Source organism: Gangjinia marincola (assembly GCF_039523415.1).
Classification (GTDB): domain Bacteria; phylum Bacteroidota; class Bacteroidia; order Flavobacteriales; family Flavobacteriaceae; genus Gangjinia; species Gangjinia marincola.
On sequence record NZ_BAAAFG010000015.1, the window covers coordinates 132599 to 158673 of the forward strand.

At 38.6% G+C, this 26075-nt stretch carries 25 protein-coding genes; 13 read left to right on the top strand and 12 right to left on the bottom strand.

Annotation, left to right across the window (positions count from 1 at the left end; all coding sequences use genetic code 11):
• Positions 1-30: 30 nt before the first annotated feature.
• A complete protein-coding gene (gene tyrS, locus ABD000_RS08435) occupies positions 31-1326 on the top strand; it encodes a tyrosine--tRNA ligase (protein WP_343765954.1) in 1296 nt (431 codons plus the stop codon).
• A gap of 349 nt (positions 1327-1675) precedes the next feature.
• Here the strand turns inward: tyrS and ABD000_RS08440 are convergent, their stop codons facing one another.
• Positions 1676-5209, bottom strand: coding sequence for a leucine--tRNA ligase (locus tag ABD000_RS08440; protein ID WP_343765957.1), 3534 nt, complete (start codon positions 5207-5209; stop codon positions 1676-1678).
• A gap of 136 nt (positions 5210-5345) precedes the next feature.
• Here ABD000_RS08440 and ABD000_RS08445 point away from each other — a divergent pair, with 136 nt between their 5' ends.
• Genes ABD000_RS08445 through ABD000_RS08465 form a run of 5 tightly spaced genes read left to right on the top strand, consistent with a single transcriptional unit; the run spans position 5346 to position 8752 of the window.
• Positions 5346-6224, top strand: a complete 879-nt coding sequence (locus ABD000_RS08445) for a cell division protein FtsX (protein WP_343765959.1) — start codon at positions 5346-5348, stop codon at positions 6222-6224.
• A 2-nt stretch (positions 6225-6226) separates the two neighbouring features.
• Positions 6227-6532: a DUF3098 domain-containing protein gene (locus ABD000_RS08450; RefSeq protein WP_343765961.1), complete on the top strand. Its 306-nt coding sequence runs from the start codon at positions 6227-6229 to the stop codon at positions 6530-6532.
• Complete coding sequence (locus ABD000_RS08455) at positions 6532-7329, top strand: undecaprenyl-diphosphate phosphatase (protein WP_343765963.1); 798 nt, start codon at positions 6532-6534, stop codon at positions 7327-7329. The genes ABD000_RS08450 and ABD000_RS08455 overlap by 1 nt, the downstream gene beginning before the upstream one ends.
• An 8-nt stretch (positions 7330-7337) precedes the next feature.
• Positions 7338-8066 carry a tRNA pseudouridine(55) synthase TruB gene (gene truB, locus ABD000_RS08460; protein WP_343765966.1) on the top strand — a complete coding sequence of 243 codons (729 nt, stop codon included), beginning with the start codon at positions 7338-7340 and terminating at the stop codon, positions 8064-8066.
• A complete protein-coding gene (locus ABD000_RS08465; protein ID WP_343765968.1) occupies positions 8063-8752 on the top strand; it encodes a hypothetical protein in 690 nt (229 codons plus the stop codon). Before truB ends, ABD000_RS08465 begins: the two co-directional genes overlap by 4 nt.
• Here the strand turns inward: ABD000_RS08465 and ABD000_RS08470 are convergent.
• The gene (locus ABD000_RS08470; protein WP_343765972.1) at positions 8734-9345 is read right to left on the bottom strand and encodes a thioredoxin family protein; all 612 of its coding nucleotides are present in this window, start codon (positions 9343-9345) and stop codon (positions 8734-8736) included. The genes ABD000_RS08465 and ABD000_RS08470 overlap by 19 nt on opposite strands.
• A gap of 62 nt (positions 9346-9407) precedes the next feature.
• Here ABD000_RS08470 and ABD000_RS08475 point away from each other — a divergent pair, with 62 nt between their 5' ends.
• Positions 9408-9983 carry a DNA-3-methyladenine glycosylase I gene (locus tag ABD000_RS08475; protein ID WP_343765974.1) on the top strand — a complete coding sequence of 192 codons (576 nt, stop codon included), beginning with the start codon at positions 9408-9410 and terminating at the stop codon, positions 9981-9983.
• 7 nt (positions 9984-9990) lie between these two features.
• Here the strand turns inward: ABD000_RS08475 and aat are convergent, their stop codons facing one another.
• From aat to ABD000_RS08495, 4 genes are all read right to left on the bottom strand, one after another.
• Entirely contained in the window at positions 9991-10632 is a 642-nt protein-coding gene (gene aat / locus ABD000_RS08480) for a leucyl/phenylalanyl-tRNA--protein transferase (protein ID WP_343765976.1), read from the bottom strand.
• 242 nt (positions 10633-10874) lie between these two features.
• Positions 10875-11249, bottom strand: coding sequence for a DUF3127 domain-containing protein (locus tag ABD000_RS08485; protein ID WP_343765978.1), 375 nt, complete (start codon positions 11247-11249; stop codon positions 10875-10877).
• A gap of 8 nt (positions 11250-11257) precedes the next feature.
• A complete protein-coding gene (locus ABD000_RS08490) occupies positions 11258-12262 on the bottom strand; it encodes a T9SS type A sorting domain-containing protein (RefSeq protein ID WP_343765981.1) in 1005 nt (334 codons plus the stop codon).
• Positions 12263-12272: 10 nt separating this feature from the next.
• Complete coding sequence (locus ABD000_RS08495) at positions 12273-13136, bottom strand: flavin reductase family protein (protein WP_343765983.1); 864 nt, start codon at positions 13134-13136, stop codon at positions 12273-12275.
• A 94-nt stretch (positions 13137-13230) separates the two neighbouring features.
• Here ABD000_RS08495 and ABD000_RS08500 point away from each other — a divergent pair, with 94 nt between their 5' ends.
• Positions 13231-14397, top strand: coding sequence for a sensor histidine kinase (locus ABD000_RS08500; RefSeq protein WP_343765986.1), 1167 nt, complete (start codon positions 13231-13233; stop codon positions 14395-14397).
• Here the strand turns inward: ABD000_RS08500 and ABD000_RS08505 are convergent.
• From ABD000_RS08505 to ABD000_RS08520, 4 genes are read right to left on the bottom strand one after another with little or no spacing between them, the layout of a single operon-like run.
• Positions 14384-14776 carry an HIT family protein gene (locus tag ABD000_RS08505; RefSeq protein ID WP_343765989.1) on the bottom strand — a complete coding sequence of 131 codons (393 nt, stop codon included), beginning with the start codon at positions 14774-14776 and terminating at the stop codon, positions 14384-14386. The genes ABD000_RS08500 and ABD000_RS08505 overlap by 14 nt on opposite strands.
• A gap of 36 nt (positions 14777-14812) precedes the next feature.
• Positions 14813-15619 (bottom strand): DNA/RNA non-specific endonuclease, encoded by an 807-nt coding sequence (locus ABD000_RS08510; protein ID WP_343765992.1) that lies wholly within the window; start codon positions 15617-15619, stop codon positions 14813-14815.
• A gap of 1 nt (position 15620) precedes the next feature.
• Positions 15621-16727: an ABC transporter permease gene (locus ABD000_RS08515; RefSeq protein WP_343765996.1), complete on the bottom strand. Its 1107-nt coding sequence runs from the start codon at positions 16725-16727 to the stop codon at positions 15621-15623.
• Between the two features lie 8 nt (positions 16728-16735).
• Positions 16736-18859 carry a carboxy terminal-processing peptidase gene (locus ABD000_RS08520; RefSeq protein ID WP_343765999.1) on the bottom strand — a complete coding sequence of 708 codons (2124 nt, stop codon included), beginning with the start codon at positions 18857-18859 and terminating at the stop codon, positions 16736-16738.
• Between the two features lie 152 nt (positions 18860-19011).
• On the opposite strand from ABD000_RS08520, the gene surE reads away from it, so the two are divergent.
• From surE to ABD000_RS08545, 5 genes are read left to right on the top strand one after another with little or no spacing between them, the layout of a single operon-like run.
• Positions 19012-19797 carry a 5'/3'-nucleotidase SurE gene (gene surE / locus ABD000_RS08525; protein ID WP_343767297.1) on the top strand — a complete coding sequence of 262 codons (786 nt, stop codon included), beginning with the start codon at positions 19012-19014 and terminating at the stop codon, positions 19795-19797.
• Positions 19794-20075 carry a hypothetical protein gene (locus tag ABD000_RS08530; protein WP_343766002.1) on the top strand — a complete coding sequence of 94 codons (282 nt, stop codon included), beginning with the start codon at positions 19794-19796 and terminating at the stop codon, positions 20073-20075. The genes surE and ABD000_RS08530 overlap by 4 nt, the downstream gene beginning before the upstream one ends.
• 1 nt (position 20076) lies before the next feature.
• Complete coding sequence (lpxB, locus tag ABD000_RS08535; protein WP_343766004.1) at positions 20077-21195, top strand: lipid-A-disaccharide synthase; 1119 nt, start codon at positions 20077-20079, stop codon at positions 21193-21195.
• Between the two features lie 52 nt (positions 21196-21247).
• On the top strand, positions 21248-21769 hold the full coding sequence (locus ABD000_RS08540; RefSeq protein WP_343766007.1) for a C40 family peptidase: 522 nt from the start codon (positions 21248-21250) through the stop codon (positions 21767-21769).
• Between the two features lie 29 nt (positions 21770-21798).
• Entirely contained in the window at positions 21799-23817 is a 2019-nt protein-coding gene (locus ABD000_RS08545; RefSeq protein WP_343766010.1) for a ComEC/Rec2 family competence protein, read from the top strand.
• Between the two features lie 25 nt (positions 23818-23842).
• On the opposite strand, the gene ABD000_RS08550 is transcribed toward ABD000_RS08545, so the two are convergent.
• Positions 23843-24382, bottom strand: a complete 540-nt coding sequence (locus ABD000_RS08550; RefSeq protein WP_343766013.1) for a thioredoxin family protein — start codon at positions 24380-24382, stop codon at positions 23843-23845.
• A 67-nt stretch (positions 24383-24449) separates the two neighbouring features.
• Positions 24450-26042 carry a peptide MFS transporter gene (locus ABD000_RS08555; RefSeq protein WP_343766017.1) on the bottom strand — a complete coding sequence of 531 codons (1593 nt, stop codon included), beginning with the start codon at positions 26040-26042 and terminating at the stop codon, positions 24450-24452.
• Positions 26043-26075: the final 33 nt, after the last annotated feature.

Consider the following 26075-nt stretch of genomic DNA (forward strand, 5'->3'; position numbering starts at 1 on the left):
TATCTTTGCCCCTGCAAAAAACAGGTTCTCATGACCAACAATTTTATCGAAGAAATCACCTGGCGCGGAATGTTACATGACATTATGCCGGGTACCGCAGAGCAACTACAAAAAGAACAAACTGCGGGCTACATAGGGTTTGATCCCACCAGTGATTCGCTGCACATTGGCAGCTTGGTTCAAATCATTTTATTGATGCATTTACAACGTGCAGGTCATCGACCCATTGCTTTGGTAGGAGGAGCTACGGGGATGATTGGTGATCCCAGCGGTAAATCAGCAGAACGTAATTTACTGGATGAAGAAACACTGGCGAAAAATGTTGCCGGACTCAAAAACATACTTTCAAAATTCCTCGACTTTGATAGTAAGGATAATAATGCGGCTATTCTAGTCAATAATTATGACTGGATGAAGGACTTTACGCTCATTGACTTCGCCCGCGATATAGGCAAGCACCTCACGGTGAATTATATGATGGCGAAGGATTCTGTCAAAAAACGATTGGGATCAGAAAGCCAGGAAGGAATGAGCTTTACCGAGTTTACCTATCAGCTTTTTCAGGGTTATGATTTTTTATACCTCTATGAGAACTTTGATTGCAAGCTACAACTTGGCGGTAGCGATCAGTGGGGAAATATCACTACGGGTACAGAATTAGTGCGCCGAAAGACAGGTGGAAAAGCCTATGCAGCAACCACACCGCTCATTACAAAAGCAGACGGAACTAAATTTGGAAAGACCGAAGGTGGGAATATTTGGCTTGACGCCGAAAAAACCTCACCCTATAAATTCTATCAGTATTGGTTAAATGCCAGTGATGAAGATGCTGAAAATTTTATCAAGATATTTACGTTTTTGTCTAAAGCTGAAATAGAGTCTTCAATTGAACAACATAAAGAAGCTCCGCACCAACGTTTACTTCAAAAAACCATCGCGCAAGAAGTTACGACCATGGTGCATAGCAAAGAGGAATTAGAAAAGGCCGAAGCTGCCTCACAAATTCTGTTTGGCAAATCCACGGCGGAAGATTTGAAACAGCTGGATGAAACCACCTTTTTAGATGTGTTTGAAGGGGTGCCTCAAGCTGAAGTCTCGCGTACTGAAGTTGAAGAAGGTATGGACATGATAGCGGCACTGGCTGAAAAAACAGGTTTTTTAAAATCAAATGGTGAAGCCCGACGTGCGTTAAAGGAAAACAGCATCTCTGTTAACCGAGAAAAAGTAACCGAAGATTTTACCATTACGGCTGAAGATCTGATCAACGATAAGTTTGTCTTACTGCAACGGGGGAAAAAGAATTACTTTGTGTTGGTGGTGAGGTAGGTAGTAGTGATTAAGTGGTAGGTGGTAGGTGGTTGAAGTATATCCAGCAAGGCATCCTCTTACAAAACAAAAGTCCTTTTAAATTTCCTGTAGAAAGACCTGTGCTAAGCTGCGTCGAAGTAGGAAAAGATTTGCTTGCAAATCAGGGGTGTATTATCGTCATGCAGACGACTGTTGTTTGTAACTGTCATGCCTGCGCAGGTTTGACAACCGGAAGACTTTAAAACCTTTCTTCAATTGAGTAAGATTCATGCTTTGCGCCTCCGCTAGCCTATTTTGCCGTCCATATGCCGCTGAATCTTTAACGTAGGCGCAAGTAGCTACGGCGGCATATGGGCGCGGGAATTCGTTACCCCACGATATTCACAATCTTACCAGGTACAACAATCACCTTTTTAGGTGTGCGCCCATTGAGAAACTGCTGAGTTTTTTCATCTGCCATTACCATTTCTTCAATTTGATCCTTGGATAAATCTAGTGATAAATCCATGGTGAATTTCATCTTCCCGTTAAATGAAATGGGGTAGGTTTTGGTGCTTTCAATTAAATGCTTCTCTTCAAATACCGGGAATGGCTGGGTGGAAATTCCTTGATAATCTGCAGGTAAGTCAGCTAAATCGACTCCTCGTAATCTCGCCCAAAGTTCTTCGGCAATGTGAGGCGCATAAGGAGAAATTAAAATCGCCAATGGTTCTAAAATTTCTCTGTTGTTACATTTTTGTGCCGTTAATTCATTCACACAAATCATAAACGTAGACACAGAGGTATTAAAGCTGAAATTATCAATGTCTTCTTTGACCTTTTTGATGGTTTTGTGCAGGGTCTTCAATTCCTCCCCTAACCCCTCCGAAGGAGGGGAATCAGTCACGTAAAATGATCCATCCGGACCCGTGTGGTATAGTTTCCAGAGTTTTTTGATAAAGCCGTATACGCCAGAAATCCCGGCAGTATTCCAAGGCTTGGCCTGCTCCAGCGGACCTAAAAACATCTCGTATAATCGTAATGTATCTGCGCCGTACGCTGCGCAGATATCATCGGGATTAACTACATTGTATTTGGACTTGGACATTTTTTCGACTTCGCGGTGAACAAAAAATTCTTTTGTCTCAGCAATTAATCTTATATCATTCTTAATCCATCTCTCAAATGATTTTCCATCCAATCGGTTTTTGCTATCAACATAGTCGATTGGAACAGGAATTTTATAAATTTTTCTCAATTGATCAGGAGCAAGTACGACTATCTTGTTTTTGAAGCCTTTTTGAGAGTATTCATTATGAATATCTAAAATCAGCGTGTTCAAAAGTTCTTTTCGCCGTTCGTTAAACGATAACTCTTCCTCTGTCTTGGGATGTTGGATAACAGGTTTTCTTAAAAAAACCATTAACTCTTTAGATACATAGACATTTTTTATTATGCCCCCGTATTTTTTTTTAAGAGAACTAACAAACTGTCTTTCTTCTTCACTAATATTTTTACTGATATCATGATCAAAATCTATCGAAAATCCTCCAATAGAATATGTATAAGCACTTTCCCCCAAAATCATCCCCTGATTAATTAGCTTTTTAAAGGGTTCTTCGACCGGTGCAAAGCCGCGGTCTTTTAAGAATTTGGTCCAAAAACGACTGTACAGCAAATGTCCAGTCCCGTGTTCGCTACCCCCAATGTATAGATCTACATTTTCCCAGTACTTCAAAGCTTCCGCAGAAGCGAATTCGGCATCATTATGCGCATCCATGTATCGAAAAAAATACCAGCTACTCCCCGCCCATCCCGGCATCGTATTTAATTCTAAAGGAAAAATTGTCTTATGATCAATCTTGTCATTCGCGACAACTTTATTGTTCGTAGTGTCCCACGCCCACACATCGGCACGACCTAGGGGTGGTTCACCTTCTTCTGTGGGGAGGTATTTTTCTACTTCGGGTAAGGTGATAGGCAAATGTTGCTGTTCAATCATTTGTGGCATCCCATCTACATAATACACCGGGAAGGGTTCTCCCCAGTAGCGTTGACGGCTAAACACGGTATCACGTAATCGATAATTGATTTTACCATACCCCTGACCAATTTCTTCTAAGGCATCAATAGCTTTTTGAGTCGCTTCCTTGACATCCAGGTCATTTAAAAAATCGCTGTTTGCGATGTAGGTGTTGTGCTTTTCGGCATGCGCTTCTTCGCTAATGTCTACACCTTTAAAGATGTTTTTAATGGGAATATCAAAGTGCTTAGCAAAATCATAGTCACGTTGATCTCCGCAAGGTACCGCCATCACCGCACCTGTGCCATAGCCTGCCAAAACATAATCACCTATCCAAATGGGAACCGGTTCTTTGGTAAATGGATGCTCTGCATAAGCCCCGGTAAAAACTCCGGTAATCGACTTTACATCTGCCATACGCTCACGCTCACTGCGTTTTGCGGTAGCTTGAACATAGGCCTCTACTGCCTCCTTTTGCTCCAGCGTGGTAATTTTAGCTACCAACTCATGTTCTGGGGCAAGCGTCATAAAGGTGACGCCAAAAATCGTATCAGGACGAGTGGTGAAAACGGCAATTGAATCCCCTCCTAAATCCTCCCCTAAGGGAAGGACTTCTGAATCTGGTAACTGTTTAAGCTCTTGTGATATTTTTGAAACTACTCCATCAATGTTGCCAATAACCTCTTCATTCTTGAAGCGAATAACCTTATATCCTAAGCCACTCAAAATTTCAGTTCTTGAAGCGTCTTCCTCTATTTGCTGATCATGTATTGGGCCATCAACTTCTATAATCAACTTTTTTGAAAGACATACAAAATCAGGAATGAAATCATCGATAAGATGTTGCCTTCTAAATTTAACACCTAACTGCTTACTTTTGAGTTGATCCCACAAAATACTTTCGGCGGGAGTAGGACTTTTTCTCATCTCCTTAGCCTTTTCAAGCAGCATTGAGGAATTATTTCCCCCTGTTAAATATCCTGCTCCTGAGGCTCCCCTTTCTTTGGAAGGGGTTGGGGGTAGGACTCTAAACTCGACTGTAGCTCCCTTACTTTTTCCGATCCAGTTTTCTTGGGTGTCTTTTAAGGGCTGCGGCCAATCAATATCGTTCAATCCGTCCAACAGTCGTTGCGCATAAGCGGTGATGCGCATGCTCCATTGGGTCATTTTTTTACGAACAACAGGATGACCACCACGTTCTGAAACTCCGTTTACAATCTCATCATTCGCCAATACGGTACCTAAAGCCGGGCACCAGTTTACTTCAGTTTCCGCTAAATATGTTAGTCGATATTGAAGAAGAATTTCCTGTTGTTGTTTGTGGGTAAAATTATTCCAATCTTCGGCCGAGAAAGAGGCTCCATCCTCATCGCAAACCGCTTCTATGTGCAGATTACCTTCCGCAGAAAACTGCGCGATTAGCGTGTCAATGTGTTCGGCTTTATCTGATTTTTTGTTATACCAGCTGTTGAATAATTCAGTAAAAATCCATTGCGTCCATTTGTAATACAATGGGTCACTGGTGCGTACCTCTCTGCCCCAATCAAAGGAAAATCCAATGTTATCTAATTGTTCACGATAACGCTTAATGTTGGTTTTGGTGGTTACGGCTGGATGTTGCCCGGTCTGGATGGCATATTGCTCTGCCGGCAATCCAAACGAATCGTATCCTTGTGGGTGGAGTACATTAAATCCTTCATGGCGTTTATAGCGGGCATAAATATCACTGGCAATATATCCCAACGGGTGACCCACGTGTAAGCCTGCACCAGAAGGATAGGGAAACATATCAAGCACATAATATTTGGGCTTTTTTGACTCCTGACTGGCGTGAAACGTACCGCGCTCTTGCCAAAATTTTTGCCAACGCTTTTCTACCTCTTGATGCTGATATTTCATGGGATGTACTTTATGCCTAAAATAAGCGCAAAAGTAAGGCTATTGCAGGAAACTATAAAAGTTAAGGCAACTTTGTTTCCTATTGTGCGTTGTATCATTAACTTTAGTATTTTTACGCCAAATCTGAGACATTTATATGAGTTCATCATTTGAACGATATCAAAAACGCCGGTTGATTTCTTCGTATTTTTCGGTTATTATAAGTATAGCGTTGGTGCTTTTTTTATTGGGGCTCTTAGGCTTATTAGTACTAAATACAAAAAAGGTTGCCGATCATTTTAAAGAACAAATCGCTCTTACGATATTTTTAAAGGATTCCGCGAAAGAAGTCGAAGTAACTCAACTTCAAAAAAGTCTGGCGATGGCAGAGTACACTAAAAGTACTTCCTATGTTTCTAAAGAAACTGCCGCGAAAGAACACAGTGAAGAAATAGGCGAGGACTTTATGGAGTTTTTAGGGTATAATCCCCTTCAAAATTCGATTGATGTCTATTTTAATGCCGATTATGTCTCCCCTGTTAAGGTTGCCGAAATTTCAAGAGATCTTCAAAAGCGCGAATTTATTGACGAAGTCTCTTACGACAAGCCCTTAATCTCAATGCTGAATGAAAATGTAAAAAAGGTGAGTTTTTGGGTTCTGGTCATTAGCGGGATTTTCTTATTTATTGCCGTACTGCTCATTAATAGTTCGATACGACTTTCGGTGTATTCTAAACGTTTTATCATTAAAACCATGCAAATGGTAGGAGCCACCAAGCGTTTTATTCGCAGACCTTTTATCTGGAAAAGCGTTCGCTTGGGGATCATTGGAGCTTTATTATCTATTGGTGGTGTAGCTGCGGTATTGTATTACCTCAACGAAAATTTTCCGGAACTTGAATTGCTTAGTGACCAGCTTTTACTTGCAGCACTATTTGCAGCAATACTTTTGCTTGGAATTTTTATCACCTGGATCAGCACCTTTTTTGCTACCCAGCGCTTCTTAAATTTAAAAACTGACGAATTATACTACTAGACATGTCTAAAAAAAGTAGAAAATACCGTAAAAATAACCTCACTGAAACACCCGTAAAAGCGAAACCGCCGAAAGAAACGCAGCACATACCCGAATTTATTTTTGGTAGAAAAAACTATCTCTTTATGCTGATTGGGATTGGCGTGATTGCCTTAGGGTTTATTTTTATGGCAGGTGGTGGGAGCGACGATCCAAATGTCTTCAATCCAGAAATTTACAGTTTTAGACGTATTCGCTTGGCTCCTACTCTGGTTTTGATAGGCTTTGGGATTGAGGTGTACGCTATATTACTAAATCCAGATAAATAATGAGCACCTGGGATGCTCTGCTCCTTGGGATCATTCAGGGTTTAACAGAATTTCTTCCGGTATCCTCCAGCGGTCATCTTGAATTAGGAAAGGCTATCGTGGGTGATCAAAGTTTGCCTAAAGAATCTCTTCTTTTTACTGTAATCCTGCATGCGGCCACGGCATTGAGCACTATTGTGGTGTATCGCAAAGACATCTACGACATTGTAAAAGGCTTATTTTCTTTTCAATGGAATGAGCAGACTAAATTTTCAGCTAAAATTATCTTATCCATGATCCCGGCTGCCACAGTAGGTGTGATGTTTGAAGCTGAAATGGAAGCACTTTTTGCTGGCAATATTGTATTAGTTGGTTTTATGCTGATCCTCACCTCGCTATTACTATGGTTAGCGGGCAAAGCCAAAGCAACCAATAAAAATGTAAGTTTCCCTAATGCATTTGTGATAGGAGTAGCACAAGCAATCGCTATTTTACCGGGAGTTTCACGTAGTGGTGCCACCATATCAACGTCTGTCTTATTGGGAAATGATAAGAGTAAGGCAGCCCGTTTCTCCTTTTTGATGGTAGTCCCGCTGATTTTAGGGAAAATAGCAAAGGATATTGGCAGTGGTGAGGTTATGGATTCGTCCATCGCCACCTCAAATTTAATTATTGGCTTTATCGCGGCGTTTTTGGCAGGTTTAATCGCATGTACATGGATGATTTCGCTGGTGCGGAAAAGTAAACTCGGCTATTTTGCTGTCTATTGTTTTGTTGTAGGAGTACTTGCGATAGGCATGGCTTATTTTAATTCATGACGTATCCTATGAGCGATTTATCTCAACACAAGTTTACGGCGGAAGATTTTAAAGAGGGACAAGTTCTTTTATTTGATAAGCCTTTGGAGTGGACCTCTTTTCAATTAGTGAATAAAGTGCGTTGGCTTATACGCTCTCATTGCAATATCAAAAAGATCAAAGTGGGTCACGCCGGCACCTTAGATCCATTGGCGACGGGTTTGCTGATTATTTGTACGGGTAAATTCACAAAGCGTATAGAAGAATTTATGGGACAAGAAAAACGATACACAGGTACATTTTCCTTAGGCGCCACTACACCCTCTTATGATTTGGAGACCGCCGTGGATAAAACCTATCCTATTGATCAAATTACCGATACCCAGATTGAAAAAGCTACGGAGGATTTTACAGGAGATATTGATCAATATCCGCCGGTGTTTTCTGCTTTAAAAAAGGATGGGAAACGTTTATATGAATACGCCCGTAATCAAGAAGAAGTAGAAATTCCCAGCAGGCGTGTTAACATTTCTTATTTCAAGATCACTAAAGTTGCTATGCCAGAGGTTGAATTCGAGGTAGCTTGCAGCAAAGGAACCTATATAAGAAGTCTGGCGCATGATTTTGGTAAGGCCTTACAAAGCGGAGCACATCTTTCTAGCCTAAGACGAACAAAAATCGGTACTTTTGAGGTAGAAAATGCGTTTGATATAGAAGCCTTTATACAAACCTTACCGCCAAAGAAAGATCTTTCATGATGTTTTTAGACCGACATAAAGCCCTTATCATTACATTTTTGGTCTTTGGGATTTTACTGCTCACTATGGCAAATCTCCATTTGGCACGAAAAAACAGAAAGCCACTGGAAAAAATTACGGTGCTCAATATTCCGCTCCCGCCACCACCAGAGGAAGAACCCGAAGAACTTCAAAAGGAAAAACCGTATCAAAAACAGCTCAAAACACACCAAGCGTTTAATGAAGATCTAGCTGAAACCGAAGAGGAATTTGAAAATAGGCTAGAAGAAATTCTTAATAAAAACGCACTGGATCAAGCGGCTGAAAAGAAAAACGATGGCCGCGAAGCCATCCCGGAAGAAAAGAAAGAAGAAAAAAAGGCATCGAGAGGTAATGATACTGAAAAAAAACTCAATACCAAACGAAGCAATTCCCGTGGTACTTCGATTACTTTTTCACTGGTGGGTAGAAAAAAAGTGAAAATCCCTAATCCTATCTACACCTGCGATGCATCAGGTAAAGTGGTCATTAATATTGAAGTAAATCAATACGGTGATGTGGTAGAAGCAGATTATAATCGAAGTGCATCTTCTACCAGAAATCAATGTTTAATTGATCAGGCCATTGAGTATGCGCTGCGCGCAACCTTTAGCACGGGCAAAAGAAATTCTCAGCAAGGCAGTATTTCTTACACGTTTAGATCTTGATGCAATTTTAGTAGATCGTTTACTATGGTTTGCCCTTTATCCTTATTATACCATAATTGAAGTACCTCTTTGAAATCAGGGGTAAGCTCACCAAATTCTCTTTTTTGAGCAGAAACCATTTGTGTTGCCGTCGAAGGACGCGGACCGTAGGTATCTAGAACTTGCTCTTGATCATCAAGAATTATAAGTTTAGCAATAGAACGACTGCCGTTGGTGAGAAAGTGATCCATAAGTTCTGGATGTTTATCTCTCAACACGATTTTCAAATCGATAGCAGGTGAACTTTCGGCTATGGTGTGGAGTACCGGAAGCACATGCGCAGCATCGCCACACCAACCTTCAGAAATAACCAGCCAGGTAAGTGGTTCCTGAATCGACGTGAAGAATTCTTCAGCTTCCGCTGAAAGCTTTAAGGTTTTATCCCAGCGATTCATCCTTCTATCATTTAATGTACTGTAATGAAGTAAGGCTTCCGACTGTTCGTTCCCCGTAGATTTTTCTTTTGTAATGAGATGCTTTATCAATGCTCTGTATTCTATGTAAGACATCGCATTGCTTAGTGAATCTTTAATAATTTCGTTCTGATGTTTCATTTTTTAATCCTGAAAGAGTTAGGTCGAATTTATAGTTTTAACTTTACAAAAAGTCTATACAGATGACAAAAGAAACTTTAAATCGATGTGGCTGGTGCGAAGGAGACGAGTTATATGAGCGTTATCATGACAATGAATGGGGTGTGCCCGTGTATGACGATGATATTTTGTTTGAATTCTTAATCTTAGAACCCTTTCAAGCAGGATTAAGTTGGATTACCATACTTAAGAAACGTGAAAATTTTAGAATTGCCTTTGATCAATTTGACTATAAGCGTATTGCTAACTATGATCAGGCTAAAATTGATGAGTTGCTTAAAGATACGGGCATCATTAGAAATAAACTTAAAATACATTCGGCGATCACAAATGCCAAGCTATTTATGGAAGTTCAACGTGAGTTTGGCAGTTTTAGTCATTACTTGTGGTCTTTTGTAGATCATACACCAATTGTAAATCATTGGGAGAAGTATAAAGACGCTCCTGCTACTACCGTACTTAGTGATCAATTGAGTAGATCTTTAAAAAAGAAGGGCTTTAAGTTTGTAGGATCAACTGTGATGTATGCTTTTATGCAAGCAGTTGGCATGGTGAATGATCACGAAGTAAGTTGTTTTAGGCACAAGCCACTCCGTTAAATATGAATTAGGTAAGATAAGTTAAGAAATCGTTTCGGGGAATTTCCTTCGCTCCCAGTGACGCTAAATGATCGGTGTATAACTGGCAATCAATTAATGTTAGATTATCTTCTTGAACCAGCTTCCGCGTAAGCGAAATAAACGCATATTTTGAAGCATTGCTCACCGTAGAAAACATGCTCTCGCCGCAGAAAACGCCTTTGTTTTTAAGATATATACCATACAAACCGCCAACAATATCGCCTTCTTTCCAAACCTCGACTGAATGGGCATAGCCTGCTTCGTGAAGAGCAATATAAGCCTCTCTCATGTCATCTGTAATCCAAGTATCATATTGTCCTATTCGTCTTACCGTGGCACAATTTGAAATAACTCCTCTAAAATCCTGATTATATGTTACCTCAAATGTAGTACGTCTTATGAACCGGCTCATGCTTTTTGAGACCTTCAACTCTTGCGGAAAAAGCACCATTCTAGGATTTGGACTCCACCATAAAATAGGTTGACCATCACTGTACCAGGGAAAAATACCGTTTTGATACGCTAAAAGAAGTCGCTCTGTTGACAGATCACCGCCAACGGCTAAAAGCCCTTCTGGTGTGGCTTCGCCAGGGTTTGGAAATTGAATATGATCACTAAGAATGTGCAAAAAGGAGCCTGTTTTGAAGGGTAAAATTAAATATTGTCTAATTATTGCCTATTAATAAAATTTTAACGATATTTGATATTAACCTTTTGAAAATAAATTTTGTTCATCATTGCTTTTTTGAGTTTTTTTTGAAAGGTTAACCTAAAACTGCAATATGAAAGCCCGAAGATATTCTTCGGGCTTTCGACTTTTTTGGACACTATTTTGTATCCTGATTTACTTACTATTTTCTACCTACCTTATTAAAATGGGAGATCGTCGTGCTCATCTTCATCTAAATCTGTAGCCGGTTCAAACTGATCTGCCGGTGCAGCAGGTGGCATTCCGCCTGCATTCGCAGCTTGTAGATTTTCAATTCTCCATCCCTGAATAGAATTAAAATATTTTGTTTCTCCCTGAGGATTTACCCATTCACGACCGCGCAGGTTAATCCCAATTTTTACTTTTTGACCCGGCTGAAAATTATTTAACAGCTCTGTTTTATCTTGCACAAACTCTATGGAAATAAATTGAGGATATTGCTCTTCTGTCGTGATAACTACTTCACGCTTTCTAAATCCATTACTTCCAAAGGTTTGGGTTTCTCCAATTAGTTTTATTTTTCCTTCTACTTCCATAATACTACTTATTGTTTAATCAATTTTTTGGTGATGATTTGGTTATTTTCAGTTTTTAAGATAATAAAATATGCTCCCTGCGCAAGTCCTGAAACGTCAATTTTTTCTTTATTCAAGGTGTTTAAAGTTTCAATTCGCTGACCCGATAACGACAAAATGTCAATTTCCTTAATCTGCCCTTGGTTAGGTGTTCTTATGTTGAAATATTCTTTAGCAGGATTTGGATAAAGGGATAACGCAGTTGCGATAGGTAATTGTTCATCAACGTTTAAATTATCTGGTGTAAAAGTGTATACGGTGCCATTAGGAACCGTTCCTGATATAAAATTTAACTCGATATCATTTGAAGTTACCACTGTTGGATTTACAGGATCTCCAGTAAGCGCTATTCCTGTACCAATAGGTATTTCGGCGTCCAAGTTATACAATGGTATTAACTCGATATTTGGTCCGCCAAGTCCATCATACGATTGAGTAGGGTTTGTTACTGAGTTTGGCCCAAATCGAATTTGAAATGCTCCGTTAACTTCGTAAAACCAAACTTGAAGGTTTACAAAGTCTGTAGAAATATTATCATCAACTAATTCTGAGAAAAAGCCTGCATTATTCCATTCAATTTTTAAAATTCTATTTCCGGCGGCTCCCTCAGTGACATAAGAAATAGTAGAAAGTGAATTATCACCCCCGTCATCTAACGTATCGTCATAGCCTCTATCTATGATATCAGCCCCATAAGCGATCAATAAGGGCTTAGTCCCTGTTCCCTGTTGATCTGTTGAGAGCCATCCTCCTAATCCAAATTCATTAATCGCAATTTCAGATAATGTAAACCCTTGATAAGAGAAATCAAATCCAATAGGAATAGTAAATCCCGGATCATCCCAAACATCACCATTATTTAGTGAGGTGCCTCCAGTTATGTCTGTATAACTTTCAGTGGTAACTGTTACGTCATATTGTGCCCGCACTAAAAAAGCGGTAATTAATGCAACTGGTAAAAGTAATTTTTTCATCATAAGTAGATTACGTATTGTATAAGAGTAATAGCAACGCTTCGGTATTTCGATCCTGACTAAGGAGTTCTTTTGCCTTTTGATGTTTCTGTTCAAGGGTAAAAGTAGAAAAATTCTTGTTCTTTTCCGCGAAAGCGGTAACCTCTTCATTCGTCGGCAGGGATGCTATATTCCCTAATTTTCCTAAATCATTTCCGGTTAAAATAGTACTCTCTCGAATCTCTTTTGGTAATGAATCTATCGCTATGCCTATACTGGATAAAGGTTTAGGAACTTCAAACATTCCTGCAGTTGCGCGGGTATACCAATTACCCCCCATTCTAGCTACCTGATCAATTTTATGCTGATCAATTTTGCCCTCTCTGTCCACGACATTTTCATTCACATGTATTTTAACTACCTGGGCCATGATCAAATTTCCTGCTCCGCCTTCATTTCCTAATTTGATGATCTCTTTGACCTCACATTCAAATTGAACCGGTGATTCGCCCACGCGATAAGGTTTTACAAGATCAGATTTGACCATAGTCAAACCTGCCTTTTCAAATTCATTTACTCCTTTAGCATACTCTGTGCTGGAAAGTGACATTTGTTGAACAATGTTGTAATTGACTACATTGATCACTACTTCTTTTACTTGTTCTACATTTTCTAGTGTATGTTTAATACTATTATCTCGTACGCGTCTGGCAGGAGAGAAGATCAATATAGGCGGATTAGCACTAAATACATTAAAAAAACTATACGGTGAGAGATTGGGATTTCCTTTATCATCAATAGTACTTGCAAAAGCAATTGGCCTGGGTCCAATGGCTCCTAAAAGCAACCCGTGCAACTTTGGTGTGCTAACCTTTTTAGGGTCAAACGTGAGCATGAAATTAAATTTTGACAAAGGTACGTTTTCCCAAAGGCAATGAAAACAATAATTTAATCCTAAAACGGTTATATTTAGCCAATAATACTACTTCATGAGATTTCTTACCCATCTAAGTTTTTCACGCTGGTTTATTTTAATTTCTTCAATTGTCGTCATTTCTCTTATACTCTGGAATACAACACTATTCTTTGATCGGTTAAAAGAGGATGAACGTACAAAAATGGAAATTTGGGCAGAAGCTATGACGTCTTTAGAGGATATTGATGTAACCTCTAATCAAAGTAATACAAATATCAATCTGGAATTAAGTATTCTTACTAATAATACGACGATACCTGTTATTATTACAACTAAAGACGGGCAAATAGAGAGTAGCACAAATATCCCAGCACGCATTGAAGATGATCCTGAAAAACTACAGGAGTTGCTTGAAAAGATTAAAAGCCAAAATCAGCCTATTATTATGGATGACCTTGGTGTAGAGAAGGCGCAATATTTATATTATGGTAATTCTCCTATTATTACAAAGCTCAAGTATTTTCCTATTTCTTTAATTGTGATTATTCTGTTATTCGTAGGTGTTATTTATTTCTTTTATGCTACGTCTAAATCCAGCGAGCAAAACAAATTATGGGCAGGGATGGCTAAAGAAACAGCACATCAAATCGGCACTCCGCTTTCTTCTTTAGTAGGATGGACCGAAATTCTAAAACAAGAACATGTAAAACCTGAGTACATCATAGAAATTGAAAAAGATATTGACAGGCTTAAAACCATTACGGATCGCTTTTCTAAAATAGGTTCTAAACCTACCCTTATTGAAGCTGATGTGGTGAGAGCAACACAGGATTCGTATGACTATCTAAAAGCCAGAAGTTCCAAGCTGATAGAATTTTCTTCTTCGCTGCCGCGGAATAGTATTTACGTTGAGTTAAATGAGCCTTTATTTGGTTGGACACTTGAGAATATCGTTAAAAATGGAATCGACGCCATGCGCGGAAAAGGTTCACTCCACATTGCCGTAGAAGAATATGATAAATGGGTAAGTATTCAGATTTCAGACAGTGGTAAGGGAATCACTAAATCTAATTTTACTCGTGTGTTCAAACCGGGTTACACTACTAAAAAAAGGGGATGGGGATTAGGATTATCCCTCGCAAAAAGAATCATAGAAGAATATCACGATGGCAGACTTCGAATCGTAAAAAGCGAGTTGAATAAAGGAACAACATTCGAGATAAGACTCAAGAAAAGTTAGCCGATATCTCTTTAGCAAGCGAAGCTAACTCATCCGCACTCATAGATACTTTGTGTTGAAAGGTCATTTCTTTCATTTCATTTAGAGGAATTAAATGCACGTGAACGTGGGGTACTTCCAATCCAATGACTGACATCCCAATTCGCTTACATGAAACCGTTTTTTTTAGTGCAAGTGCTACACGCTTTGAAAATTTCATTAACTCCTCATAAGTCTCGTCATCAAGATCAAAAAGTCGATTAACTTCTTTTTTTGGAATACATAGCGTATGACCTTTTGCATTTGGATTAATATCTAAAAAGGCTAAAAAGTGGTCGTTCTCTGCTACTTTATGCGCAGGAAGCTCTCCCGAAATTATCTTAGAAAATATGCTTGACATGTTGGAGGTGTTAGGTTGCTTTAAAAGTATTAAAATTTACTTTAATGACCATTTCTTAAGATCAGATGATTTTTCCAACTCGTTTTCTATCGTATCTGGTAAAGTTGAAAAGAAATCGATGCCTGTTCGTCGTTCAATATGATCAATGGACGTTACAAAAGTATACAGACCTTCATTTGACGCCTGATGCGGAAACAAAAACGCAATCGCGGTATGTTCTCCATTTCTCACGTCATAAAGAATCTTATAAAATTCACGGGGCACGCTGACCCCCTCAGTTCCTATTTGTTCTAAGTCGTTCTCTAGAACGCCGCCGGTAATTACATAAACACCATCGTAACTTTTTGCCCAGTACCTCACTTTTTGTTCTAATCTATTCCAAATCCCGGCATTAAAAGCATTGAGCTGAGGTGATATATTAGAGGTTAAGAATGTTTCTTCATAGGCTTCTCTTGAAAACTCCCGATCAGCTGCCGGGCATAAATGCCCGCGATCATATCCTGATTTCTTATAGTTACGCCAGTGAGCTGCTCCTGTTGGAACTGCAAGGTCAATTTCAAAGTAAGGTCGTTTAAAATCGTTATTGACTAGTTGCTCTTTGTTGAGTTCGTATGCCACCCATTCGGCTTGTTCGTGATCTTCGGCATAGGATAATGAGTAGTAATTATGATGAATAATACTTCCTGTTGTTGATGTAGGTAATAACTCTGTTTTTGTGTCAAATTTAGGTTTTTCGCCTTCGATCAGATTGGGTTCATTTTGTTTATGATCTACGTACTTTTCGACATACAATAAACCGATTGTAACCAGAACAAGAAGTAAAGGATATAGAAACTTACGCATACTAACTTTTGACATCTAACGCATCCCTGAGCGCGTTACCAATTAACATAAAAGCCATGACAAGTGACATAATAGCCAACCCCGGAATAATAGCAAGATAGGCTTTTCCTAAAATGATATAACTGTAATGATCCTTGATCATTGCTCCCCAGCTGGGCATTGGTGGTTGTGCTCCAATTCCTAAAAAACTTAACCCACTTTCGATCAGGATTGCTGCCGCAAAATTAGCTGCAGAGATCACAATGACAGGTGCCATAATATTAGGAAGTATGTGTTTGGAAATGATGCGGTAATTACCGTAACCTAAAGCTCTTGCGGCCGTAACATACTGCAGTTCCTTAACTCCAAGTACCTGCCCTCGTACCACACGCGCTACTTCAACCCACATTGTCAACCCTACTGCAATAAAAACTTGCCAAAATCCTTTACCAAGCGCCAGTGTTATCGCTATTACCAATAAAAGTGTTGGAATAGACCACGTCACATTGATGAGCCACATGATTGCGGCATCCAGTTTTCCTCCAAAGTATCCCGCCAAAGCTCCTAAGGTTATCCCGATCAGCAGTGAAATTAATACGGCTACAAATCCTATGGAGAGAGAGATGCGCATACCAATAAGCATACGGCTAAGTAGATCTCTGCCGTATTTGTCTGTCCCGAGAATAAAGGTGCGTTCTTCAATAAAGTTTGACTCAATTTCCTGAGTAGAAAGTTTTTTCCCGAATTGAGCAAGGGGATAGTTCTTCTCTAAACCCTGACCATCTTCAGCGTAAAGCATAGCTATTAATTCATCACCCGAGAATTTATACGAGGTAATAGGCTCTTCGGTGAATCTATTTTGTGTCCCTGTGAATAAATTTAACAAAGAGAATTCTGGTTCATTCCCCGTGGGAATATTGAGCATAGTCACTTTAAACCCAGGTTTTTTAGAATTAATCGCCAAGTGCATTTGGTTTGCATTTGGAGAATCATCTGGTACGAGTATATAAGCAAAGAGAGCTAACAAAATACAAACAACGATATACCAAAAACTCAAAACGCCCCAAAAGTTCTGTTTGAATTTTTGAAGCGCTAATGATTTTAATGAAGATGATTTGGATAATTTCATCTTATATGTTAGTCTTTGATCTGGGCCAATTTAGTATTTTTTGTGGTTGCTTTTAAATCTTTCAATACATTTAAAGCTTCTTCAATATATACGTCCTTCGCTAAATTTTTATGCCAGCGTTCTCGCTTTTCTTTAAGCGCTTCATCACTTTTAAATAAATCTTTCTCATACGCTAAAGACTCAAAGGTAAGATTACTATTGTATTCTGAAATACTATCAAATCGTTTTGATTCTTCTTCTGTCTGTTCTATGAAGCTTCGATACGTATTAAAACTTAACGGGAATTCATTGACATCGCGTTGTGAATTAATCCATTTTGCATTTTCTTCAATTAAGGCCAAATACTCATTTTGCTGCATGCGATCTTTACTCTTTTTTATCGTTTCTTTATAATCAATATATCCTTGCCAAGGCGTAAAATCTGCACGTTCAATTTCATCCCAAGGTAATGGATTACTCAAATCCTTTTCACCTACCTCCATAAAACTGTAACGCGTTGGAACGACCACATCGCTTTCTACTCCTTTAAGCTGGTTTGACTCCCCGCTTACTCTATAATATTTTTGCGTAGTAACCTTCAATGCGCCCATATCACCTAAGTCACTATTGCGCATCCATCGATTTAGATCAACAACATTTTGAACGGTTGCTTTACCATAGGTTTGCTTTCCTCCAATTATGATGGCACGTTTATAATCTTGCATGGCTCCCGCTAATATCTCACTGGCAGAGGCAGAAAGTTCATTTACTAGAATCACTAAAGGACCATTCCAAACTATACTTTTATCTCGGTCTTTCAATACTTCGCGCTCTTCTGACTTGGATTTTACTTGAACAACAGGACCATCTTCGATAAACAATCCTGCGATATCCACTACGGTAGATAAAGATCCACCACCATTATTTCTTAAATCAATCACTAAACCCTCCATGCCTTCTTCTTTGAGACGCTCAATTTCTTGCTTCATATCACTGGCAGCGTTACGCTCTTTATAATCTTCCATATTAAAATAGAACTTTGGCAGATTGATTACTCCAAATTTTTGTCCATCCTCCTCAACCATGGCGGTTTTAGCATACGTCTCTTCTAGCTCTACCACGTCACGCGTTATGGAGATGTCTTCTAACGTTCCATCTACTTTTTTAACTGTAAGCGTGACCTGCGTTCCCTTAGGGCCTTTAATTAAACTTACCGCATCGTCTAAACGCATTCCCATCACACTTACCGGCTCTTCTTCATCTTCTTGCTTCACCTTAGTAATAAAATCCCCAACTTCTAATTGCTCATTTCTCCAGGCAGGTCCTCCTGATATAATTTCAATCACTTTAATATTCCCGGCATTTTTTTGAAGACGTGCTCCAATACCTTCAAGTCTTCCAGACATCATCGTGTCAAATCTATCCTTATTTTGAGGTGCAAAGTAATAGGTATGTGGATCAAAGGTTTCTACAATCGCATTGATGTAAAAGGTGAAATAGTCTTTGCGTTCTAAGTCTTTTCGGTTTTCGTATGAATTATCCATTGACTCCAGGGTTATTTCTCTGGAGGCCTTTTCAAGTTCGCTCTGCGTTAGTTTTTCTTCAGTATCTTCAGCATCTTCCTGTTCACGTATTTTATCAAAATACGTCCCCAGTGTCATATACTTTAGAATTTTTCGCCAACGCTCTTTTAAGTCTTTATCATTTTCAGCATATGGGATATTCTCATAGTCTGTATCGATATTTTCTTCTTTAGAAAAATCAAAAGGGGTTGCCAGAATCTCTTTATAGATGGTCTGGCCTTCGGCTTGACGTTTCATGAAACGATCAAAGACCACATTAAAAAAGGTTATCTCTTTTTCTTTAATCTGATCGTCGATACTAGTCTCATACACTCCAAATTCTTTGATGTCTTTTGCTGTGAAGTATTGTTTAAGAGGATCTAACTCTGTAATAAAATCCTTGTATACCGTCTTTGAAAATTCGTCATCGATATCTTTAGGATCGTAATGCCCTTTTTCAAGTACAAATGTGATTAAGTCCAATAGAACTTTATCTTTATCAGGATCATTAAATCGATTGCTGGTTGTGCAAGCAAATGACGCGGCAGTAAACAAAAATGCCAGTACGAAAACTTTATAGTGCCTTTTCATATATCGAACGAATTTCATTGAAATTTTTACTTTCAAATTACATTAAAAACCATGCCAACAGCCTGTAATAATACTAATAATTTGTTAAACTAACTAATACTCCTCATCCCTTAGATTTTATGTATTTTTGAGCCTATTTAAATCAAACAACCATTGTGAAAAAACCTTTAATATTAGTTACGAATGATGACGGCATCACTGCGCCGGGAATTCGTACCCTCATTGACGTTATGAAAGAACTGGGTGATGTAGTTGTCGTTGCTCCAGATAGCCCCCAAAGCGGAATGGGGCATGCCATTACAATCAATGACGCACTGTATTGCGATCCTGTACAATTAAAGGCTAGTGAAGATCACCAGGAATACAGTTGCTCTGGTACTCCCGCAGATTGTGTAAAATTGGCTACACAAGAAATCATGAAGCGCAAACCTGATTTATGTGTTAGTGGAATCAATCATGGGTCTAATTCATCGATCAACGTAATATATTCGGGTACGATGAGTGCAGCTGTAGAAGCCGGCACTGAAGGTATCCCGGCCATAGGGTTTTCATTGTTAGATTATTCACTTAATGCAGACTTTAAACCGACTAAAAAATTTGTCAAAGCAATTACACAAAAAGTATTGGAAGAAGGATTACCCAAGGGTGTGGTTCTTAATGTAAATCTACCTAAATTATCAGAGGACGACATAAAAGGCGTCAAAATATGTCGCCAAGCTAAAGCACATTGGGTAGAAAATTTTGATAAACGTACTAATCCACAGGGCAGAGATTATTATTGGCTTACCGGGGAATTTATAAATGAAGATCAAGGAGAAGATACTGATGAATGGGCTCTTGCAAATGGATACGTTTCGGTTGTACCCGTACAGTTTGATTTAACAGCTCATCACGTGGTGCAGGATTTGAATAGCTGGGGGCTCAATAAGGTATCATGATAGCAAAAAATATTATAACGGGGATGGTCGTTGGGATCGTTTTTAATCTTATAGGCGTTCTTCTCTATGTGCTTGCTCTTTCTGATTATGGCATCGAAGAAACGCTAAGAAATGCCGCAAACCAAGGAATACTAGGAAGCATTATTGCGCTGGGCGCATTACTAAATTTCGTTCCTTTTTTTCTTTTTTTAAATCGAAAAATGCTCTTTAAGGCCAGAGGAGTTATTATTGCTTCTTTACTTTCTGCTATAACGATGGCCGTTCTTAAATTCATTTGATATGAAGTACTACCTCATTGCCGGTGAAGCATCTGGAGACTTACACGGCGCTAACCTCATGAAGCAGCTCAAAGAGGTTGATCCCGCTGCAGACTTTAGGTATTGGGGTGGTGATTTGATGGAAGAGCAAGGTGGAATACTAGTGAATCATTATAAAACGCGGGCATTTATGGGATTCATTGAAGTTGTTTTAAATATCAGAACAGCGCTAAGAAATATTGCTGCCTGTAAAAAAGATATTGCAGCTTATCGACCTGATGCGATTATTTTTATTGATTACCCCGGGTTCAACTTTCCGGTGATGAAATGGGCTAAAAAACAAGGCTTTTCTACTCACTTCTACATTTCTCCTCAAATTTGGGCGTGGAAAGAGAATCGTATAAAGGCCATTAAACGAGATGTGGATCACATGTATGTTATTCTTCCGTTTGAGAAAACCTTTTATGAAAAGAAGCACGACTACCAGGTGCACTTTGTAGGTCACCCCTTGCTGGATGCTATTGAAAATCGCACTATTCTTTCTAAAGAAACATTTAAAGCACAACACAAACTGGATGATCGCCCTATTATAGCACTACTTCCGGGAAGCCGAAAGCAAGAAATTGCCAAAATGCTTGAGGTGATGCTTCAGATGAAAGATATATTTAAAGACTATCAGTTTGTTGTAGCAGGAGCACCAAGTCAGGATCGGGAATATTATGAGCAATTTTTCTCTTCCGAAGAAATTACTCTTATCCAAAATCAAACCTATGATTTACTGGATCATGCCCACGCTGCCCTAGTGACTTCAGGAACAGCAACGCTGGAAACTGCACTTTTTAATGTACCCCAGGTGGTGTGTTATAAAGGAAGCTTTTTATCGTATCAAATTGCAAAACGCATTATTAACCTTTCTTATATTTCATTAGTGAACCTCATTATGGACCGTGAGGTGGTGAAAGAATTGATCCAGACAGGATTTAATCCCGTACAACTTGAGCAGGAACTTACATTAATTCTTAGCGGGATAAGGCGTGCTGCAATTCTTGATGATTATACTACACTTAGAGAAAAATTAGGCGGCGCAGGTGCGAGTGCAACAACCGCGCAATTGATCTACAATTCTACCGTTAAGGAATAAGCAGGCGCTGAATTTTAGTGGGTTTTTTAAATTTTTCTATTTTTGAAGTAGCATGAAAGCATTTTTGACTATTTTGTTTTTATCTGTCCTGGTGGTGTCTTGTGGCTCTTCAAAAAGGAGTATCAAGACAAACAACGCTATAACATCCTCTTCTTCTTCTATTCCTGTCGGAAGCGGAGAAGATTATACGCTAGTAGGTGCTCGCGTTAGTTTATATGCCAAACAATTTGAAGGAGTTAAATACCGCTATGGCGGAAACACCCGTAAAGGCATGGACTGCTCTGGATTGATTTGTCAATCTTACTTATCTGAAAATATTACTCTCCCCCGAAGATCAAGAGATATGTCACTGCAAGGTGAGCGCCTTAAACTAAAAGAAGTCACTTTAGGTGATTTGTTGTTTTTTGGTACTCGTAAAAACAGCAAAGTCATTAACCATGTTGGGATGGTGGTCGAACTGGATGAGCATCACATTTATTTTATCCATTCTACCTCTTCACGTGGTGTCATTATTTCTGCCCTGGATCAGGAGTACTGGCGTAAGGCTTTTGTGATGGCGCGGAGGATGATTTGATATATTTTTGATTTTCAGTACATTTAGTAATGAAATGGCTGAATATTACCTTTATAAAACTAACTTTTAGTTACCTACTTGGAGTACTCTTTGGTTTTTTTGTAGGTATTGACTTAATGCACGCCCTGATTATCTGTGGATGTGTATTTGTGGTATTTAGCATTATTTACGTCATAAATCGAAAACGCAGATTAAACCCGCTTTACTTTGGCATAACAGCTTATCTTTTATTGATTTTACTGGGAATTATAAGTGTCGAATCAAGAAGTTCCTCGCATTCAAATTTGCACTATTCTCATCAACATTATGATGCCAAGCAACTACATCATATTGAGGCTAGAATCGTACGCCAGCTTAAAACCACCAGTTATTATAGTAACTATATCGCCTTAATCCAACATATCGACGAAACTCCCAGCACAGGAAAAGTTCTACTCAACATTAATGATAAGAATTCTTCCATTCCGTTAGAGTCTACTGTTTTATTTGCCGCAAGTTTTAGTGAAATCCCTCAACCACTCAATCCCTATCAATTTAATTACAGGGAGTACATGAAAAATCGTGAAGTATATGCACAACTCAAAGTAGACTCTCTTTATCTCGTACAGGCTGAAAATTCAGACTTATCTGTAATTGCACTATCTGACCAAGTTCGGACTAAAATTTCAGCCTCTTTACAAGCAGCTGGATTTAATCAGAAAAGCCTTCAATTAATTCAGGCCTTGTTATTAGGACAAAAACAGGATTTAGATAAAGATTTATATCAAAATTATGCAAACGCCGGAGTGGTTCATATCCTAGCTGTCTCAGGGCTTCACGTAGGAATCATACTATTACTCTTACAATGGATATTTAAGCCGCTAGAATTATTGCCACGAGGAAAACTTCTTAAACTCATTTTAGTAATCTTATGTTTATGGTGTTTTGCTTTTATTGCGGGTTTGTCACCTTCTGTACTGCGTGCGGTTACCATGTTCTCTTTTCTCAGCGTAGGACTAAATTTAAAACGAAAAGTCTCTACGATTAATACACTATGTATTTCGTTTATGTTGTTGATCATCCTCCAGCCACGCATCATTTTTGAAGTAGGCTTTCAACTGAGTTATTTGGCTGTCTTGGGTATCATTTTATTTCAACCTGTATTTGCAACATGGTACAAGCCAAGATTCAAATTAGATAAATTATGTTGGAATACACTCACCGTAACCGTGGCGGCACAGTTAGGCGTTCTGCCCCTGAGTTTATTTTATTTCCATCAGTTCCCTGGATTATTTTTTATCTCTAATCTGGTTATCATTCCCATGCTGGGTATCATTCTAGGCACAGGAGTAGTGGTCATCATCTTATCACTCATTGGATATTTACCCCAAGTTTTAGTAAATCTCTTTGAGAATATTCTCAATAGCCTCAACCGTTTTGTAGGCTGGGTAGCCACACAAGAGGATTTTATCTTTGGAAACATCTATTTTACGCCAATTCATTTAGCGCTATTTTATCTGATTATAGTTTCACTATTCATTGGTTTAAAACAAATAAAGTATAAACCTTTACTTGTTTCCCTTCTGTTATTACAGTCCTACTGGATATTTCAAAAGGCACAACCTGTAGATAATGAATTTATAATTTTTCATAATGGACAAAAAACTATGATAGGTTCTAAGCGTGAAGACTCTTTGCTGTTGCGCCATAATTATGAATATGATATACGAGATCTAAATACGTATACTAATTATATCACTGGGGCAAATATCAAAGATGTAATTCTAGCACCAATAACATCCATCTATACTCCAAAAAAAGAAGTTGTTTTAGTAGTAGACAGCCTTGGTGTCTATTATCCTTTCACAAATAACACTTCACCCATTATTCTTCTAAGAAACTCACCTAGAGTGAATTTAAAACGTTTAATTGATTCATTACAACCTAAGCAGATCATTGCTGATGGAAGTAATTATATCTCATATACCAAACGCTGGGAAAACACGTGTAAAAAAGAAAAGCTCCTTTTTCATAACACGCGTGAAAATGGAGCTTTCATTATAAAATAAAGCCTCTTAGCAAACTTTATTTTAGTTATATCTTAAAACTAGGTTCAAAATTCTTTTCGTATTCGACCCATTTGTCTTCAGTAGTCAACTCTTTATATTCATCGCTGGCAATCATTTTTAAATAGAGTTCCAATTGCTGAGGTGTACGATAACCTGTGACTGGTGAGATGATTCCGCCTTCTTCATCAAAAAATACGATACTGGGATAACCTTGCAATTTCAACGCATGCGCAAAAAAATGCGTACCATTACGCCCTTTGCGGTTAGGATCGTAGTTTGGATTGGTATATTTAAAATCGTTGTAATTAACCTCTTCTGTTCCTTCTGCATTGAACTTTACGGCGTAATAATTTTCATTTACATAGTCGACCAAATCCTTGTTTGTAAAGGTGTTCTTATCCATCATCTTACAGGGTCCACACCAGGTCGTATAAATATCTGCCATGATTTTCTTAGGATTCTCTTTTTGTGCAGCCAGAGCTTCGTCCATGGTCATCCAGTTAATTTCCTGAGCCATCGAAACGACCGAAAAACTGATGAAAAAGAAAAAAATAAATGCTTTCATATTTCTTCTAAAGGTCAAATATTATACCAAAGTAGTCGTAAGAGTTCACATAAACTTACATCAATATCTAGCGAATACCGTGCATCATTTTAATCAATTTTTTATTGAATACAAACATGATCAATCCTGCTGACATGGGTATAACTGTGAAAATTAAGAAGAATACATCCAATCCATATTTCTCTGAAATAGGATCAATATAACTGGCAGTCCAACCTCCAATAACACCGGCCAAAAAATTAGAAATAAACCAGATTCCAAACATCATTCCAACCAATTTTAAAGGTGCTAATTTACTTACATATGACAATCCAACGGGAGAGATGCACAGTTCTCCTAACGTATGAAAAAGATAAGCTAGTATTAAGAATATCATACTTACCGATGCAGTTTTTGCTCCATCTGGTATTGTTGCCGATCCAAAAGATAGAATCGCAAATCCTAAACCTAATAGAATTAATCCAATACCAAATTTGATTGGTCCTGCGGGATTCAATTTACTCTCCCATATTTTAGAAAAAACCGGTGCAAACAAAATAATAAACAATGAGTTTAATACAGAAAACCAAGATGCGGGCACCTCGGTATTCTCTGCATTGAATTCACGCATAAGCATCCAAATAACTATCCCCCAAATAATGACAAAACTGGAGCCAAGCCAAATGTTGGATAAAGCATATTTTCCAAAGGTTTGTTTGAAAAGCATCAATAATACCCAAGTAATGACTAGTAAAGGAACTAATGTGATAATGGAATTTATAACGGTAAAAGTAGTCGCTGCAGATCCCTCAAGAGCGCGATCGGTATAATCTGCTGCAAAAATAGTCATGGAGCTCCCTGCCTGCTCAAACGCCCACCAGAAGAAGGTTGTAAATAATGCAAAAACCGCGATTACAGTTATCCGATCACGATCAACTTTAGATTTTTGTACTCCTTCTACAACCTCTTCCACTTGCTCCCAGGTATCCTCAACCGAATCTTCTAGTGCATCGTCAAAATCGACAAGTTGTTGTGGTGAGAGACCTATTTTGCCAAAAATCTTTTGACCAAAGTAAAATTGTAACATTCCAAAGAACATAAATATTCCGGCTAATCCAAATCCATAATGCCAACCTACTTTTTCTCCTATATATCCACATAAAAGAATCCCTAAAAAAGCACCTGCATTAATCCCCATATAGAATATTGTGTATCCTGCATCTTTTTCTTTTCCGTTGGACTTGTAGAGTTTCCCTACAATAGAAGAAATATTTGGTTTAAATAAGCCATTCCCTAAAATAAGTAGCACTAATCCTAAATAGAAGAACAAATCAGTTACTATCTCAAGAGCCATAGAAGCATGGCCTAAGGTCATAATAAATGCTCCCAAGACCACAGACCGTCGGTAGCCTAAGAATTTATCTGCAATCCAGCCTCCAACGATTGGTGTCAAATACACTAATCCAATATACCAACCATACAATAAGGTTGCATCAGAGCGTTCCCAACCCCATCCGCCTTCATCCAAGATTGACGCGGTTAAGAAAAGGACTAAAAGAGCACGCATCCCATAGTAGGAAAAGCGTTCCCACATTTCTGTAAAGAAAAGGACAAAAAGTCCTGAAGGGTGACCTAAAACTGTTTTTTGATTCGTTGCTGAACCTCCAAATTTAAATTCCATAAGGTGTGATTATTTATAGCGTATGCGTAGTAA

What these genes read in the sequence shown, in the direction of transcription:
- tyrS (WP_343765954.1), top strand. Translation starts at nt 31, where the DNA reads ATGACCAACAATTTTATCGAAGAAATCACCTGGCGCGGAATGTTACAT.
- ABD000_RS08440 (WP_343765957.1), bottom strand. Translation starts at nt 5,209, where the DNA reads ATGAAATATCAGCATCAAGAGGTAGAAAAGCGTTGGCAAAAATTTTGG.
- ABD000_RS08445 (WP_343765959.1), top strand. Translation starts at nt 5,346, where the DNA reads ATGAGTTCATCATTTGAACGATATCAAAAACGCCGGTTGATTTCTTCG.
- ABD000_RS08450 (WP_343765961.1), top strand. Translation starts at nt 6,227, where the DNA reads ATGTCTAAAAAAAGTAGAAAATACCGTAAAAATAACCTCACTGAAACA.
- ABD000_RS08455 (WP_343765963.1), top strand. Translation starts at nt 6,532, where the DNA reads ATGAGCACCTGGGATGCTCTGCTCCTTGGGATCATTCAGGGTTTAACA.
- truB (WP_343765966.1), top strand. Translation starts at nt 7,338, where the DNA reads ATGAGCGATTTATCTCAACACAAGTTTACGGCGGAAGATTTTAAAGAG.
- ABD000_RS08465 (WP_343765968.1), top strand. Translation starts at nt 8,063, where the DNA reads ATGATGTTTTTAGACCGACATAAAGCCCTTATCATTACATTTTTGGTC.
- ABD000_RS08470 (WP_343765972.1), bottom strand. Translation starts at nt 9,345, where the DNA reads ATGAAACATCAGAACGAAATTATTAAAGATTCACTAAGCAATGCGATG.
- ABD000_RS08475 (WP_343765974.1), top strand. Translation starts at nt 9,408, where the DNA reads ATGACAAAAGAAACTTTAAATCGATGTGGCTGGTGCGAAGGAGACGAG.
- ABD000_RS08485 (WP_343765978.1), bottom strand. Translation starts at nt 11,249, where the DNA reads ATGGAAGTAGAAGGAAAAATAAAACTAATTGGAGAAACCCAAACCTTT.
- ABD000_RS08490 (WP_343765981.1), bottom strand. Translation starts at nt 12,262, where the DNA reads ATGAAAAAATTACTTTTACCAGTTGCATTAATTACCGCTTTTTTAGTG.
- ABD000_RS08495 (WP_343765983.1), bottom strand. Translation starts at nt 13,136, where the DNA reads ATGCTCACGTTTGACCCTAAAAAGGTTAGCACACCAAAGTTGCACGGG.
- ABD000_RS08500 (WP_343765986.1), top strand. Translation starts at nt 13,231, where the DNA reads ATGAGATTTCTTACCCATCTAAGTTTTTCACGCTGGTTTATTTTAATT.
- ABD000_RS08505 (WP_343765989.1), bottom strand. Translation starts at nt 14,776, where the DNA reads ATGTCAAGCATATTTTCTAAGATAATTTCGGGAGAGCTTCCTGCGCAT.
- ABD000_RS08510 (WP_343765992.1), bottom strand. Translation starts at nt 15,619, where the DNA reads ATGCGTAAGTTTCTATATCCTTTACTTCTTGTTCTGGTTACAATCGGT.
- ABD000_RS08515 (WP_343765996.1), bottom strand. Translation starts at nt 16,727, where the DNA reads ATGAAATTATCCAAATCATCTTCATTAAAATCATTAGCGCTTCAAAAA.
- ABD000_RS08520 (WP_343765999.1), bottom strand. Translation starts at nt 18,859, where the DNA reads ATGAAAAGGCACTATAAAGTTTTCGTACTGGCATTTTTGTTTACTGCC.
- ABD000_RS08530 (WP_343766002.1), top strand. Translation starts at nt 19,794, where the DNA reads ATGATAGCAAAAAATATTATAACGGGGATGGTCGTTGGGATCGTTTTT.
- lpxB (WP_343766004.1), top strand. Translation starts at nt 20,077, where the DNA reads ATGAAGTACTACCTCATTGCCGGTGAAGCATCTGGAGACTTACACGGC.
- ABD000_RS08540 (WP_343766007.1), top strand. Translation starts at nt 21,248, where the DNA reads ATGAAAGCATTTTTGACTATTTTGTTTTTATCTGTCCTGGTGGTGTCT.
- ABD000_RS08545 (WP_343766010.1), top strand. Translation starts at nt 21,799, where the DNA reads ATGAAATGGCTGAATATTACCTTTATAAAACTAACTTTTAGTTACCTA.
- ABD000_RS08550 (WP_343766013.1), bottom strand. Translation starts at nt 24,382, where the DNA reads ATGAAAGCATTTATTTTTTTCTTTTTCATCAGTTTTTCGGTCGTTTCG.
- ABD000_RS08555 (WP_343766017.1), bottom strand. Translation starts at nt 26,042, where the DNA reads ATGGAATTTAAATTTGGAGGTTCAGCAACGAATCAAAAAACAGTTTTA.